The sequence below is a fragment of the Micromonospora sp. NPDC005367 genome (genome assembly GCF_040606825.1).
In the GTDB taxonomy this organism is placed as follows: Bacteria; Actinomycetota; Actinomycetes; order Mycobacteriales; family Micromonosporaceae; genus Micromonospora.
This window is the reverse complement of record NZ_JBEXFP010000001.1, coordinates 150,036-162,852: the sequence shown is the minus strand read 5'-3', so window position 1 is coordinate 162,852 and position 12,817 is coordinate 150,036. Positions and strand designations below refer to the sequence as shown.

The following is a 12,817-nucleotide window of genomic DNA, read 5'->3' as shown; positions in this document are numbered from 1 at the left end:
GGCTCGGACCCGACAGCGCGGGAAGCTCGACGGCGCGTGGGGGAGGAGACCCGTCGTGGACGAGTCTTGGCAGCCGGCCAACGACACCGAACGGGCGTTGCTGCGCGCGGCGCAGGCCGACGACCGGGTGGAGTTCTTCCGGATCCTGACCCGGGTCGAGCTCTACCTGCCGCAGCGCAGCGGCGACACCGACACCAGCGGCCAGCGGTTCATCACCATGGACCTCTTCGGGCAGCCGTTCCTGCCCGTGTTCACCTCGGTGCGGACGATGGCGCCCCGGGTCGCCGGGGTGGCCGACGCCTACACCGTGACCGGGTACGACGAGCTGCGTGAGCGGTGGCCGGTGGCCGACTGGAAGCTGGCGGTCAACCCGGGTACCCCGCTGGACGTGTACCTGCCGGTGGAGGCGTTGCGGGCGGCGGCGGACGGCGAGCTGGCCGTACCCGCCGGGTTGGAGGTCCTCGCCGAGGTGGCCGAGACGACCGCCGGTGAGGAGATCACCGCCGCGGTCACCGACGGCGACGACGGCGACCTGATGGCGGAGTTCGAGGCCGCGATGGCGCGGGCGATGCCCGGCCCGGAACCGGACACCGCCGAGCTGCTGCTCGCCGCCGGGGAGAGCGGGGACGTGGCCGGCTACCTGGACGCCCTGCTGGACGCGATGGTGGTGCTCCCGACGGCCCGCCCCGTGGACGATCCGGCCCAGGTGGTCGACCTCGACTTCCCGTGGCGTCCCGTCGGGCCGCCGGAGGAGCCGATGATCGAGGTTTTCACCACGCCGGAGCGTTTCCAGCGGGCCTACCCGGACGGTACGCCGAGCCTGCGCGCCACCCTCGTCTCGCTGCTCACGGTCTGGCCGCAGGGGCACGCCCTCGCCGTCGACCCGGACTCCCCCGCGGGCATCACCCTGCCCGCCGAGCAGGTGCAGTTCCTGCTGCTCTGGCCCGCCGCCGACGAGGACGCCGCAGCCGCCGACGAGGACGCCGCAGCCTCCGGCGAGGACACCTCCGGCGGGTGGCCGAGGTGAGCTCGGAGGTGCGGGTCCCCGGCGCACGGTACGCCTTCGGCGTGTTCCACCCGGCCTCCCCGATGCTGCGGATCCGGTACCGCCAGGGCGTGGCCGTCGACCCACACGGTTTGCCCGACTGGATCCCGTACGCCCGGGAGGTGGTCGAGCTGCCGCCGCTGCCGCCCGGCACCGGGGTGGACGTCGCTCGGGTGCTGGCCGTGGTCACCGCCAACCTGGTGCTGGCCGACCCGACCGACCCCGACGCCCGTACCACCGTGGGCTGGACCTGGGCGCACCTGGCCGGGGCCCGCCGGGTGGCGCTGGTCCCCGCCGAACTGCACGCCGCTTTCCGGCACCTGGGTGGGATCAGCACCGGCGACGCCGACCACGGGCGGCGGGGGTTGCCGGTGGACAGCGTCGACCCCCCGCCGATCGAGGTCGCCGAGCGACTGTCGCCGGAGGTGGTGGCCCTGGTCGAGGAGCGGCTCGGTGGCACACTGCCCGCCGGCTACCGGGACTTCCTCACCCGGACCAACGGTGGTCGGCCCGGCTGGCCGGGCGTGCACCCGCGGTTCGGCTTCGTGGTCGACCAGCCGTTCCTCGGTCTCGCCCGCGCCGACGGACTCCAGGACCTGAACTACGCCAACACCTGGTGGGCGGATCGCTTCCCCTCGGACTGGCTGGCCATCGGCCATGTGCAGGGTGGGCTGCTCCTGGTGAAGATCCGGGGCGACGACTCGGGGTCGATCTGGTATTGGGACGATGACGACCCGCGAGCCCGCGACGGCGACAGCCCCGCGGAGGTCGGCGACCGGTTGCTGCACCGGTGCGCGGACGGCTTCGGCTCGTTCTGGCACGCCCTGCGCGCGGTTCCCACCACGCTGTGGGAGGCCGCCGCCACGGCCGTCGCCGAGGGCCGGGCGGTGCGGGTCGACGACGACCGGATCGGTACGGCTCTGCCGGCCGCACGGCGGGCCGGCGCGAGATGACGGAGGTACAGGTCGGGATGGCGAACCGTCGTACGGCACGGACGGCACGGACGGTACGACGCTGGACGGCCGGGGCGGCCGTCGCCGTCACCATGGCTGCCGGTCTGGTCGGGCCGGCGGCGGCGGCTCAGGCGGCACCGGAGTGTGCGCGGCCGGGCGCTCCGGTCGCCGCGATGCCCTGGGCACAGCAGGTGCTCAACCCCGATGAGGTGTGGCCGTTCAGCCAGGGCGCGGGTGTGACCGTCGCGGTCCTCAGTTCCGGTGTGGACGCGTCACACCCGCAGCTACGCGGCCGGGTACTCGGCGGGTACGACGCGGTCCGTGGGTTCGGTGGCGCGGACAGCGACTGCAACGGGGCAGGTACCCGGGTAGCGGGACTGATCGTCGCCCGTCGGGCCGACGGGGCCCGGTTCACCGGCCTCGCCCCGGCGGCCCGCGTCCTGCCCGTCCGGGTGCGCGACGATGCCAGCCCCGACGACGCGCCGACCGATCCGCAGGTGCTGGCCAACGGCATCTCCTGGGCGGTCGACCAGGGCGCCCAGGTGATCGCGGTCGCCGTCGACTCGGACAAGGACCATCCGGCGCTGCGGACGGCGGTACGCAGGGCGGTCGACCGGGGGAGCGTCGTGGTGGCCGCCAGCGGCGACCACGGCGACGACGATAATCCGCAGTCGTACCCGGCGGGATACCCGGAGGTGCTCGCGGTCGGGGCGATCGACCAGGAGGGCCAGCGTTGGGGCCGGTCGCAGTTCGGCCCCTACCTCGACCTCGTCGCCCCGGGGGTCGGCATCACCACCACCCAACGTGGTGGCGGGTTGACCGAGGCGGCCGATGGCACGGCGCTGGCCTGTGGTTTCGTCGCGGCCTCGGTGGCGCTCACCCTGGCCAAGCGGGACGGGGTCCCGCGTAGCGAGCTGATTCAGCTGCTCACCGCGACCGCGGTGTCCGGAGCCGATCCCTACCAGTACGGGCACGGCGTGGTGAACCCGTACGGCGCGATCAACGGCCACCTGCTGCCGGACGAGCGGCCGGTGCCGATGCCCGGATTCACCGCCGGCCTGGACCGTTCCGACCCGGACGAGGCGGCGAGTCGCCGTACCGCTCTCATCGGCGCGCTGGCCGCGCTGATCGTGGTCCTGGTGGTGTCCATCGTCGCGATCATGTTGCCGCGGGCCCGGCGTCGGCGTTGGCGGGCGGCGGTGGCGTCCCGACCGGTGACGCCGCCGGAGCCCGACGAGCCGGGGCCGCCCATTCAACTCTTCGACGAGGTCCCCGCCGGCCCGGTCCGCTGAAACCGGGCGCTCGACGCGCCGCGCCGGTCGCTGCGGCTCGTCGAGTCAGGGGTTCGGGCTTGCTCGGCGCGTGCTGCGAGCACCCGGACCTCGCCGCGTCCGGCCGAGCGTGGGCGCGCGAGGATCCGGTACGTCCGCCGCGCCGAGGCTCGGTCCCGCCCGTCGGCGGCGGCGGGTGCTGGGGCCCGGTGCTCCTCAGCTCCCCGCGCCCACCGCGGCGGCGGTGGCGGGCATCGTGGCGGCGCGGGGGTCCAGCGACGGTCCGGTCGGGATGAGCAGGATCAGGCTGGGCGGTACGTCCAGCGCCATTTCGGCCGGGTAGCCGAGCAGCGCGAGCGCCGCCGCCGACGGGACCGGGTACCGGATGCCCAGGTCGGTGACGATGCTGTACGAGCCGGGGCTACCCAGCGCCTTCAGCACGGTGACGCGGCCCGCCGGGGCGAGGACCTGGTCCGCGAGCGGGATGCCGTCGGGTGAGACGGAGCCGGTCGGCGTGGCCCGTTCCGCGCCGGGTACGACGCCGCCCACCGTCAGCTCCGGCGGGCTCCCGGATTCCCGGTTCACGGCACAGATCTGCTGACCTCGGTCGATCGGGACGAGATGCGGTGGCGTCGCCGGCAGCTGACCGTTCGCCGCGGCCTTGGGCAACTGATCGCTCGCCGGTAGCGAGGTCACCTCGGAGACCGGCACCTCGACCGGCTGGCGACCGTACCGTCCACTGAGGATCACCTGCTGCACCGGGGTGATCGGTGCGACGCCGTCGGCGAGCACCAGGTAGTGCTGGGGCCCGGAGCCGGTCTGCGCGACCAGCAGGTCGCCGTTGCGCCGCCCGGGTACCGCGTCCGACCGCTTCTCCCGGTTCGCGATCGGCAGAGCGGCGAGATCCGTGCCGGCCGGCAGCGCGTTGAGCCAGGAGGTGCCGACCGGGGCGGGGCTGACGGCGCCGAAGAGCGCGGGCACCAGGACCCGTGGTTCCTGCACCAGATGCCGGCGGCCGTGCCACACGAGGTATTCCATGCCGAGCGCGGCATCCTTGACGAGCAGCCCACCGTCGCCGACCCCGGTCGCCGCGGACGGCGTGACGGAGAGCGCGAGGGTCACCCTGGTCGCCACCTGGCCGCTGCCGTCCGGGTTCGACGTGGAGCAGACCGACCAGGGCAGGCCCGTCAGCTCCTTCACTCCGGGCAGCGAGTCGGGCGCGTTCGGGATGCCCATCGGGACACCCCGCGGCACACCGGTGAGGGTCGCGCTGGAGACGCGCGCCACCGGAGCGCCGGGCCGGCCCACGGCCAGCAGCGCCGAGGTGTAGTTGAGCGTCGGGTGCAACCTGCCGTCCAGGTAGACGTAGGTGGCGCCGTTCTCCTTCTCGACCACCACCGAGCCGGGCTTGCGCCAACTCTCGCCGCCCACCTTGGTCAGCAGGCCGTAGATGCCGACGCCGGCGGCGACGAGCACGGCCACCATCAGCCCGCCGAAGAGCGCGCCGATGCCGCGCCGCAGCGGCGACTGTTGCGGATCGGTCTCCCGCATCACGAAGGCGGAGATGACCCGCTGGGTCATGAACTGGTACGACTGGAGCTGATCCCGCCGCGTCGCCATCCGTGCCTCACCCGCCGATCGAGGCGAACATTCCCTGGATCGCCCCGAACAGGCCGATCACCGCGCAGGCCAGCGGAATGAGCGCCATGATGGCGACCACGTCCGCGATGTCGGCGGCCCGGCCGAGATGCGGCGTCGGTCGCCGGCGGCTGAACCGCAGCCCGGCCGCCAGCACCAGCGCGGGCGCGGCGAGCACAACGACCAGAACCAGCAGCCGTCCGGCGCCGGCCTCGGTGTCGGACATCTCGCCCATCGCGAGGGCGACCAGCCCGAGCAGGCCGCCCGCCAGCAGCGGCACCCGCTGCTCGGCGCTGGGGAACAGCCGGGCGCGCAGCAGCATCGCGCCGGACCCACAGAGTGCGAGCAGCGCGCCCGCCGGTGTGTGGTCGTGGTTGAGGAGGAAAGCGATGGCCAGCGCGCCGCAGATCGCGACGGACAGCAGCATTCCGGAGAGCAGCTCGGTGGCCCGGGCGACGGTCACGAAGACCTTCGCGCGCTCGGGCACCGGCCGGTCCTTGAGGATCTCCTCCGGCCGGTCGGGCAGCTCCGGCACGGGCAGCTTGCCCAGCCAACTCGCGATCAGCGGGTAGCCGGGCAGCAGACCGATGACGGCGGTCAGCGTGACGGCGGCCGAGCCGGCCGTGGAGACCCCACCGTAGCTGAGCAGGGCGGCGAGCAGGCCCGTGACGCTGGCCGCGAGCCCGGCCATGAAGAGTCGCTGCACGCCGGCGACCGCCGCGTACCCGATCAGGCTGAAGACCAGCAGCGTGGCCGAGCCGAGCAGCAGCCCCGGGGCGCCGATACCGGTGACCGGTGTGCCGTCCGGGGTCGCCAGCAGGGCCCCGCCGAAGAAGCCGTAGGGCAGACCCGCGGCGGCCACCACCGCGCCGGTGGTGGCGTCGCCCATGGCCCGAGAGAGCACCGGCCCGGCGACCGCCAGCAGCAGCGCGACGCCGAGCGCCACCAGCGCCGGTACGAGCCACGGCGAACCGACCGCCAGCAACGCGATCAGGCCGACCCCGAGCAGCGCCGCGGTGACCGCCAGCGCACATCGTCGAGTGGCGTCGTCGCTCCAGGCTCGACCGGCTCGCCGCGCACTGCTCGCGATCACCTCGACCACGTCGTCGTACGCCAGCTCCGGCCACTCGTCCCGGCCGGGCCTCAGGTGCAGCAGCTCGCCGTCGCGTACGCCCTGCGTGGACAGGTTCCGGTTGGCCTCCAGCAGTGTGCCGGTGGCTCGCCGGAGCACCCAGCCGCCCTGCTGCTCACCGACGTCGCCGAGCCCTTCACCGGCGTGCCGGAGCAGGTGTGGCAACAATTCCGCAACGAGCATGCCGTTCGGTAACGCCACGTCCATCCGCCGCTTGGGAGCGGCGATAGTCACCCTGGCCAGACTGAGACCGCCGGGGGCCGTCACGCTGGTCACCTCCCGTGCATGCGTCTGCGCGCGGTCGCTCCTCGGCCTCCGCGTCGGTCAACGTAACACGGCCGGATCGAGCCCGGCGTCCGTCCATCGGTGGGCAGCGGTCCGTGCGCAGGACCATCGGTCTATAGGATTGGCGCCGCTGTCGGCCAATGTGGTGGGAGGGACTGGCAGATGTCGTCGTTGGTGGTCGTCAAACGGCCGCCTCGTCGGCCGGCGCCCATGCTGCCGACCGGTGAGGTGTTGCTCGATCCCCCGCCCGAGGTGCCCCCGGCGGGTGGCCGTGGCTGGACCCGCATGCTGATGATCCTGCCCATGGCGGCGGGCGCCGCCGCGATGGGCCTGATGATGGGCATGCAGCGCGGCGGTGTGATGACCTACGTGGTCGGTGGCATGTACGGCGTCTCCATCCTCGGCATGATCGCCGTGATGGTGGTGAACCAGTCCGGCCCGGGCAAGAAGGAGATGATCGAGTCCCGGCGCCAGTACATGCGCCGACTCGCCCAGCTCCGGGCGCAGGTGCGGGCCACCATCCGTCAGCAGCGGGAGGCCCTCCACTACCGGCACCCGGACCCCGACGCCCTCTGGTCCACCGCGAGCAGCGGGCGGTTGTGGGAGCGCCGCCGAGGCGACGCGGACTTCGGCGTGGTGCGTATCGCGCTCGGGCCGCAGGAGGTGGCGACGCCTCTGGTGCCGCCGCAGGCCCGGCCGGTGGACGAGCTGGAGCCGCTCTGCGCGCTGGCACTGCGCCGCTTCGTCTCGACCTACTCGGTGGTGCCCGATCTGCCGGTGGCGATCGCGCTGCGCGACTTCTCGCACGTCTACCTCCGGGGCGAAGGCGACGCCGCGTCGGGCCTGGTCCGCGCGATTCTGGCCCAGATGACGTCCTTCCACGCCCCCGAGGACCTGCTCGTCGCCCTCTGCGTCGCCGAGGACCGGCGGGCCGAATGGGAGTGGGCGAAGTGGCTGCCGCACGCGCAACACCCGGAGAAGCTCGACGCCGTCGGGCCCATCCGGTTGTTCGCGCCGACTGTGGTCGCGCTGGAGGCGATGCTCGTCGACGTACTGAGCAACCGGCCCCGCTTCGACCCCGCCGCGACCCAGTCGACGCTGCCGTACGTGCTGGTGGTGATCGACGGCGGGCACGTCGGAGGCGCCGACCACCTAATGACCGAGGGCGGGCTGGCCGGGGTCACGGTCCTGGATCTCACCACGCGTCCGCCCCGGCTGCTCGACGAGACGTCGGTGGTGCTGGACGTCGCCGACGACGGCAGCGTCTCCGGCACCACGGCCGACGGCACGACCCGGGTCGGCCAGGCCGACGCCCTCGACCGGGACGCGATCGAGGTGCTCTCCCGTGAGCTGGCTCCGCTGCGCCTGTCCGCGGTGTCCTACCAGGAGCAGCAGGCGGTCAACGTCGACCTCGGCCTGGCCGAGCTGCTCGGCCTCGGTGACCCGTACGAGCTGGACCTCACCGAGTCCTGGGTGAACCGCCCGACCCGCAACCGGCTCCGGGTGCCGATCGGCGTCAACGAGAGCGGACGCCCGATCGAACTCGACCTGAAGGAGTCGGCCCAGGAGGGCATGGGCCCGCACGGCCTGCTGGTCGGTGCCACCGGCTCCGGCAAGAGTGAGCTGCTCCGTACGCTCGTGCTCGCGCTCGCGGTGACACACAGCCCGGAGATCCTCAACCTGGTGCTTGTCGACTTCAAGGGTGGTGCCACGTTCGCGGCGCTGGACCGTCTGCCGCACACCAGCGCCGTCATCACCAACCTGTCCGAGGAACTCTTCCTGGTGGACCGGATGCTCGGCGCCATCCAGGGTGAGATCACCCGCCGGCAGGAGCTGCTGCGCCGGGCCGGGAACTACGCGTCGCAGCGGGACTACGAGCGGGCCCGGGCCGCGGGGGTGCCGCTCGCGCCGTTGCCGAGCCTGCTCATGGTGGTCGACGAGTTCAGCGAGCTGCTCAGCGCCCGCCCCGACTTCATCGACATGTTCGTGCAGATCGGCCGGGTCGGGCGGTCTCTCGGTATGCACCTGCTGCTCGCCTCGCAGCGGCTGGAGGAGGGGCGGCTGCGCGGGCTGGAGACGCACCTGTCGTACCGGCTCGGTCTGCGGACCTTCTCCTCGATGGAGAGCCGGGCGGTGCTCGGTGTGGCGGACGCGTACGAGCTGCCCCGCTCGCCCGGGCACGGTTACCTGAAGGCGGGTACGGAGGGCCTGATCCGGTTCAAGGCCGCGTACGTCTCCGGCGCAGTACGGCACCAGAGCGGTGTGCCGACCGTAGGCGGTCGGCAGATCGACCCGGTACGCGACTACAGCACCGACTACGTGCCGGTGGTCACCGACGAGGAGCCGGACGAGGCCGTCGAGGCGCCGAACGAGGAGTTCGTCGGGGAGAGCCTGCTCGACGTCCTGGTGGAGCGGATGGAGGGGCGCGGGCCGGCGGCACACCAGGTGTGGCTCCCCCCGCTGGACGAACCGCCCACCCTCGACCAGCTCCTCGGCTCGATCGCGCCGCTCCCGCAGCGGGGCCTCACCGTTGCGACCGAGGCCCGGCACGGCGCCCTGCAGGGCGTCGCCGGGATCGTGGACAAGCCGCTCGAGCAGAGCCGCGACCCGTTCTGGATCGACCTGTCCGGCGCGGCCGGCAACGTGATGGTGGTGGGCGCGCAGCAGACCGGTAAGAGCAACCTGCTGCGGACGCTGGTGACCAGCCTCGCTCTCACCCACACGCCCCGGGAGGCGCAGATCTACTGCCTCGACTTCGGTGGCGGCACGCTCGCCGCGCTGAGCGGGCTGCCGCACGTCGGTGGCGTGGCCAACAAGCGTGAGGTGGACAAGGTCCGCCGGACCATCGCCGAGCTGCACGGTCTGATGCAGGCCCGGGATGCCATGTTCGCCAGCGAGGGCATCGAGGGCGCGGCGGGCTACCGCCGGGCCCGCCGCGAGGGGCGGTTCCGGCAGGATCCGTTCGGAGACGTCTTCCTGGTGGTGGACGGCTGGTCGACGCTGCGGGCCGACTTCGAGGACCTGGAGCCCATGGTCACCGAGCTGACCAACCGGGGTCTCGGGTACGGCATCCACATCCTCGCCGCGACGAACCGGTGGATGGACGTCCGGCCCGCGGTGCGCGACATGTTCGGCACCAAGGTGGAGTTGCGGCTCGGCGAGCCGGCCGACTCCGTCATCAACCGACGGGCCGCCGTCAACGTGCCCGAGCAGCACGGCCACGGTCTCACCCCGGACGGGCTCCACTTCCTCGCCGGCCTGCCCCGGATGGATGGCCGGCCGGAGACCGACGACCTGCTGGACGCCTTCGGCGACCTGGTGAAACAGATCCAGCAGAACTGGACGACGGCGGGCGCCCCGCCGGTGCGGCTGCTCCCCGCCGAACTGCCGTACGACTCGTTGCCCGCCGCGCAAGGCGGCGTGATCCCGGTCGGCATCGCCGAGACCAACCTTCAGCCGGTCCGCCTGGACTTCACCGCTGAGCCGCACCTGCTGCTCTTCGGTGACGTCGAGTGCGGCAAGAGCACCTTCCTGCGGACGATGGCCCGCAGCATCGTGTCGGGCAACGACCCGGCGAAGGCGCGGCTCATCCTGGTGGACTTCCGGCGCAGCCTGCTGGGCGCGGTGGAGAGCGAGCACCTGATCGGCTACGGCACCTCCCAGCAGGTCACCGCCGACCTGGTGAAGCAGGTCGTCGCGGTGATGAAGGAACGGCTTCCCGGCCGCGAGGTGACCCAGGAGCAGCTGCGCAACCGCTCCTGGTGGAAGGGGCCGGAGCTGTACGTGCTGGTCGACGACTACGACCTGGTGGCCGGCGCCTCGGTGAACCCGCTGGCCCCCCTGCTGGAGTTCCTGCCCCAGGCGCGGGACATCGGCCTGCACCTGATCCTGACCCGCCGGATCGGTGGCGCGGGCCGGGCCATGTTCGATCCGGTCATCGGTCGGATCCGGGAGCTGGCCTCGCCGGCCATCATGATGTCCGGCCCGCGCGAGGAGGGCGCGTTGTTCGGCAACATGAAGCCGCAGCGTCTTCCCGCCGGTCGAGGGTGGCTGTTCACCCGCCGGGGCGGCGCCCAGTTGGTCCAGCTGCCCTGGCTGCCGCCCACGCAGTGAACTCGGCTGGGGCCGGGCCGGCGTGACGCCGGCCCGGCGCACCAGCGGTCAGCGGCGGGGCGGTCCCAGCACCTGGTGCTCCACATCGGTCTGGTGCAGCCAGAGGTGGCGGTCGCCGGCGGCACCGACCAGGGTGATCATGTCGTCGGCCATCACCTGGAGGAACCGGGCGCTGTCCCGGGGCAGCCGAAGAGCGTGCTGGGCCAGCGCGGACTCGGCCGCCGTCAGTCGTTGCAGCAGACAGAGCCCACTTTCCTTGAGTGCCCGCGCGGCGGCCGGTTCGAGCCGCCGCACGACGGTGAGACGGGTCTGCCACGGCTGATCCGGCAGCGCGGTGCCCAGGGCGGCCGGTGGCACGTCGTGGATCAGCAGCATCGGTCGCTGGGCGTTGGCCGGCCGGACCTCGCCCGGGGCGGTGCAGATCTCCACCCGGTCGTCGGCCCGTCCCAGCGCGGCCGGGCCGAGAGCGTTCCACACCGCCGGTTCGGCGGTCACCACGGTGACCCGTGCGCCCAGGGCCAGTACGCGGAAAGCGACGAGCTGTGCCGCCCAGACTCCACCGACCAGGGTGATCCGGCTGGGCTCGGGGTGGAACATCCGGAGGGTCACCGGTACGCGCCGACGGTCGGCGCCCAGGACGAGGCCGGCGGCGTAGCGGGCCGGGCTGAGCCGGGCCAGCGCGGACGGTGAGACGGCGTGGCTGCCGATCCGCAGCCGGGGCATCCGTCCGGCGGGGCCCCGCGCGGTGCCGGGCTCGGCCATGAACGGATGGATCGGCGGGGTGATCGGTCGGCGCGGATCTCCGTGCCCAGCGGCGAGCGGGCTGGCCACGCTCCGGCCGAGCCGGTCGCCACGGGCCGTCGCGAGGGCCGTGGCGGTGGCCGTGGACGCGGTCTCGGCGCTGGTCGACGGCGCCGCGACCAGTGCCGCGTTCTCGGCGGGCGCAGCCTGCGCGGGCACCTGGTGGGCGGTCGTGGCCGGCGGGGCCGCCGCCGCGGCGCCACCCGGATACGCCGGGTGGTCGGGCGTTCCGCCGAGGGTGGCCGGTACCGATGCGCGTCCCTGGTCTCCGGATCGGCTCATCCCGCGCCACCTCCCGTCGGCGCCGACGCGTACACCGCCGGGCCGTGCTCGCCGTCGAGCGGGAAGAGTTCCCCGCCCGCCTTGCCCACCCCGTCGGCGACCGCGCCGCAGAGTTGGGGAAGCGCCTGCGCCGGGCCGGTCAACCGGACCAGCCCGCGTAGGTCGAAGTCCTCGTCCGCGCCTTTCGCGGTGAGGGTCAGCGACACCGTCACCATCGACGCGGGAACGATGTCCAGCCAGCCGAACAGCGCGGCGGCCCGGTCCACCGCCGGCCACTGGCGCAGCCAGAAGCAGCGATGCGCGAGATGGCCGTACTGCCAGGCGGACCACTCCTCGCGGACCTGCTCGGCGCCGACGCGGGTTTCCGGGTTGAACCCGCAGGACGCGGCGAGGGCCGCGACCAGCGCCTCGGCGTCCAGTAGCCGGTGGACGACTCCGACTCGGCGCAGTGACTTGCTCACCCGGCGGGCCAGCGCCGCCACCACGGAGGAAGCGAGGCTCAGGTCGACCGCGTAGTCCGAGAGCGCCTCGGCGAGGGAGCGTGCGTCCAGCCGGACCGCGATCCAGGTCGTCCGTTCCGCCGGTACGACCGGGGTGTCCAGACCGGCCAGCAGCCGGCGGTAGGACTCCTTGGCCGGTGTGACGGGGCTGGCCTCCGCACCGTCCGGAGGCACGGTGCTGGTCACCACCTGGAGCACCGCGCCCTGCTGGCCGGTTTCGGTGAGCGCGGTGGCCAGCAGGTTCAGCGGCAACCCGGGCGCCGGCCCGGCACCGGACTCCGGCGGGACGACGGCGGCCACGGCGAACCACCCGGCGTCGTCGCGGGCCACACCGACGACGCTGCCGTCGGACATCGCCACGTTCTCCACCGACAGGCTGGGGGCGAGGCGGTGCAGGACGCCGAGGCGCGGATCGGACACGACCGGCGGGCCGGCGGCCCGGCGGCGTCGATGGTGGCGGGCCATCGCCTGGCGCTCCAGCCACCAGCGCCCCCGGGACCGGAGGAAGGTCACGGTCAGCACGAGGATCCCGAGCACGGCGGCGCCGATCAGCGCCGGCATCCCGATCAGCCCGCTGGCCAGGACGCCCAGCACGACCGCCTCGAGAACGAACAGTTGCAGTACGTGCACCTCGCCGACCCGGCCCGGGCGGCGGCGGGCTCGAAGTCGCGCAGCTTCGGCGGAGCCGTCGGGTCGTGCGTCGGGGCGTACTGGTCGCGGTGCTCCGGTCATCTCCGGCTGCTACCTCCAGACGCATTGACTTGTGTGGTCCGCCCACGGGCTGTGCTCATCATAGG

At 73.3% G+C, this 12,817-nt stretch carries 8 protein-coding genes; 4 read left to right on the top strand and 4 right to left on the bottom strand.

Features of this window, described 5'->3' with window-relative positions; all coding sequences use genetic code 11:
- The first annotated feature begins 55 nt into the window (after nucleotides 1-55).
- Genes ABZS42_RS00725 through ABZS42_RS00715 form a run of 3 tightly spaced genes read left to right on the top strand, consistent with a single transcriptional unit; the run spans nucleotide 56 to nucleotide 3,290 of the window.
- The gene (locus ABZS42_RS00725) at nucleotides 56-1,027 is read left to right on the top strand and encodes an SseB family protein (RefSeq protein ID WP_355141088.1); all 972 of its coding nucleotides are present in this window, start codon (nucleotides 56-58) and stop codon (nucleotides 1,025-1,027) included.
- On the top strand, nucleotides 1,024-1,998 hold the full coding sequence (locus tag ABZS42_RS00720) for an SMI1/KNR4 family protein (protein WP_355141086.1): 975 nt from the start codon (nucleotides 1,024-1,026) through the stop codon (nucleotides 1,996-1,998). The genes ABZS42_RS00725 and ABZS42_RS00720 overlap by 4 nt, the downstream gene beginning before the upstream one ends.
- Before the next feature lie 17 nt (nucleotides 1,999-2,015).
- Entirely contained in the window at nucleotides 2,016-3,290 is a 1,275-nt protein-coding gene (locus ABZS42_RS00715) for a S8 family serine peptidase (RefSeq protein ID WP_355141084.1), read from the top strand.
- A gap of 195 nt (nucleotides 3,291-3,485) precedes the next feature.
- Here ABZS42_RS00715 and eccB read toward each other — a convergent pair whose 3' ends face one another.
- Nucleotides 3,486-4,889, bottom strand: a complete 1,404-nt coding sequence (gene eccB / locus ABZS42_RS00710; protein WP_355141082.1) for a type VII secretion protein EccB — start codon at nucleotides 4,887-4,889, stop codon at nucleotides 3,486-3,488.
- 7 nt (nucleotides 4,890-4,896) lie between these two features.
- Nucleotides 4,897-6,273, bottom strand: a complete 1,377-nt coding sequence (gene eccD, locus ABZS42_RS00705; protein ID WP_355141080.1) for a type VII secretion integral membrane protein EccD — start codon at nucleotides 6,271-6,273, stop codon at nucleotides 4,897-4,899.
- A gap of 213 nt (nucleotides 6,274-6,486) precedes the next feature.
- On the opposite strand from eccD, the gene eccCa reads away from it, so the two are divergent.
- A complete protein-coding gene (gene eccCa / locus ABZS42_RS00700) occupies nucleotides 6,487-10,437 on the top strand; it encodes a type VII secretion protein EccCa (protein WP_355141078.1) in 3,951 nt (1,316 codons plus the stop codon).
- Between the two features lie 48 nt (nucleotides 10,438-10,485).
- Here eccCa and ABZS42_RS00695 read toward each other — a convergent pair whose 3' ends face one another.
- Together ABZS42_RS00695 and ABZS42_RS00690 are read right to left on the bottom strand one after the other, a co-directional pair.
- Nucleotides 10,486-11,520, bottom strand: a complete 1,035-nt coding sequence (locus ABZS42_RS00695) for a hypothetical protein (RefSeq protein WP_355141076.1) — start codon at nucleotides 11,518-11,520, stop codon at nucleotides 10,486-10,488.
- Complete coding sequence (locus tag ABZS42_RS00690) at nucleotides 11,517-12,752, bottom strand: type VII secretion protein EccE (protein ID WP_355141074.1); 1,236 nt, start codon at nucleotides 12,750-12,752, stop codon at nucleotides 11,517-11,519. The genes ABZS42_RS00695 and ABZS42_RS00690 overlap by 4 nt, the downstream gene beginning before the upstream one ends.
- Nucleotides 12,753-12,817 lie beyond the last annotated feature (65 nt).